Annotated in this window: 2 protein-coding genes and 1 pseudogene; all 3 read right to left on the reverse strand. The window is 74.2% G+C overall.

Features of this window, described 5'->3' with window-relative positions:
* Positions 1-411: pseudogene (locus ACIQOV_RS37915) on the reverse strand (urease subunit alpha); the annotation flags it as partial.
* The gene (ureA, locus tag ACIQOV_RS37920) at positions 408-1,121 is read right to left on the reverse strand and encodes an urease subunit gamma (RefSeq protein WP_401055320.1); all 714 of its coding nucleotides are present in this window, start codon (positions 1,119-1,121) and stop codon (positions 408-410) included. The pseudogene ACIQOV_RS37915 and the gene ureA, both read right to left, overlap by 4 nt.
* A gap of 94 nt (positions 1,122-1,215) precedes the next feature.
* The coding region (locus ACIQOV_RS37925) for an agmatine/peptidylarginine deiminase (RefSeq protein ID WP_401055321.1) at positions 1,216-2,322 on the reverse strand (1,107 nt) is incomplete at its 5' end.

Here is a 2,322-nt window from a genome sequence, read left to right on the forward strand (position 1 = left end):
GACATGGGTGTCGACGGCGCCGGCGGTGGCGATCAGGCCCTCGCCGGAGACGATGGCCGTCCCGGTGCCGACGACCACGTCCACGCCGTCCAGGGTGTCCGGGTTGCCGGCCCGCCCGATGGAGGCGATCCGGCCCTCCCGGATGCCGATCGAGGTCTTGCGGATGCCCTGGATCGCGTCGATCACCAGCACGTTGCTGATGACGAGGTCGCAGGTGTCCCGGACGGCGGCGGCCTTGAGGTGCAGGCCGTCGCGGGCGGTCTTGCCGAAGCCGACGAGGAACTCGTCACCCGGCCGCTGGGAGTCGGATTCGACCCGGACGACCAGACCGCTGTCGCCGAGCCGGACCCGGTCCCCGGCGCGCGGGCCGTGCACGGCGGTGTACTCGGACGCTTCGATGCTGCTGCTCACGGCTGGTTCTCCTGCCCGTCGTCGACTGCTCCGAGGTAGCCCTGCTCGGCCGCCCGGCGCAGGGCCTCCTGCCGTGCCCGCGGCGAGTCCAGCGGGCCGTCCACGAGCCCCGCGAAACCGATCGCGACGCGCTCGCCGCCGATCGGCACCAGGTCGACCTCGACGGTGGCGCCGGGGTCGAAGCGCACCGAGGAGCCGGCCGGCACCGCGAGGTGGGTGCCGTAGGCGGCGGCGCGGTCGAAGGCGAGCCGCGGGTTGACCTCGAAGAAGTGGAAGTGCGAGGTGACCGAGATCGGCACGTTCGCGGTGTTGCGCACGGTAAGGGTGTGCACGGCCTCCGGTCCGGGCGCGGTGCGGCCGTCGCCGTGGTGGAGGACGGCGCCCGGCGCGGCCGTGCCGAGGGTGCCGCCGCCGAACGGGTCGGCGATGACGGCGAGCCGGGTGCCGTCCTCGAAGACGGCCTCGACCTGGATCTCGGTGACCAGGTCGGGGACGCCGGGCAGCACATCGGCGGCGGCGAGGGCGGAGCGTCCCCGCTGGACGGCCTCGGCCAGCCGGAGGCCGTCGCGGGCGGCCTCGCAGACGGTGTCCGAGATGAGCGCCACGGCCTCGGGGACGTTGAGCCGCAGGCCGCGGGCGCGGCGGGCGCGGGCGAGTTCGGCGGCCGTGAAGATCAGCAGCCGGTCGCGTTCGGTGGGGGTCAGCTGCACAGGGGTTCCCTTCTCCCTCGGTGCGGGACGGTGCGGGACGGTGCGGGACAGCGCGGGACAGCGCGGGACGGCGGGGGACGGGTGCGGGACGGGGTCAGCCGGCGGGCTGGTCGTGGGTGGCGCAGTGGATGCCGCCCCCGCCGCCGGCGATGGTGTCGATCGGCAGGGGGACGATCTCGCGGCCCGGGAACTGGTCCTTGAAGACCTCCTGGGCGTGGCCGTCCGCCTTGGCGTCACCGAACTTCGGCAGGTAGACGCCCTTGTTGCCGATGTAGAAGTTCATGTACGAGGAGACGAAGGCGTCGCCCCGGCCGGTGATCCTGTCCGGGTCGGGCTGGCCGATCTCGATCACCTTGAGCTTCCGGCCGGCGGCGTCGGTGGCCTCGGCGAGGACGGCGCGGGCCTGGTCGGCGGAGCGGGACCAGACGTCCGGCGGGGTGCCGGGGAAGGCCCGGTCCAGCAGGACGACCCCGGGGGCGGCGTAGCGGGCGAGGCAGTCGACGTGGGCGTCGGTGATGTCCTTGCCCTTGACGCCCGCGAGCCAGATCACCTTGGTGAGGCCCAGCACCCGCTTGAGTTCCGCCTCGATCTCGTCGCGGGTGCGGCCCGGGTTGCGGTTCTCGTTGACCACGGAGCTCTCGGTGACCAGCAGCGTGCCCTCGCCGTCGGTCTCGAAGGAGCCGCCCTCGGCGGTGACCGGGGTCTCGATCCGCTCGATCCCGTACGTCTCCAGGACGGTGCGGGCGATCCGGCCGTCGTCGGTGTGCTCCTGCTTGCCGCCCCAGCCGCTGAAGTTGAAGTCCACGCCCTGGACCTTTCCGCCCTCCTCCACGAAGACCGGGACGGTGTCGCGGGCCCACAGGTCGTCCACGGGGACGGAGAGCAGCTCGACGTCCGAGCCGCAGGCGTTGCGGGCCGAGGCCTCCTGGCCGGGGCGGACGAGCAGGACCACCGGTTCGCGCTCGCCGATGGCCCTGGCCACCGAGGCGATGTCCCGGCGGACGGCCCCGAGCTGCTCGCCCCAGACGTTCTCGGAGGCGGGCCAGGCCATGAAGGTCCGCTCGTGCTTCTCCCACTCGCCGCCGAGCCGGCGTCCGCGGGCCGGAGCCGGGGCGGGGGTGGGCGCGGGAGGCTGTGCGGGCGCTTGCGTCGACGCCTGGCCGGGGGTGCCGGAGGCCGTCGGGGCCGCGGAGTCGGCCGG

Origin of the sequence: Kitasatospora sp. NPDC091257 (assembly GCF_044757675.1) — a bacterium.
Taxonomy (GTDB): domain Bacteria; phylum Actinomycetota; class Actinomycetes; order Streptomycetales; family Streptomycetaceae; genus Kitasatospora; species Kitasatospora lactacystinica.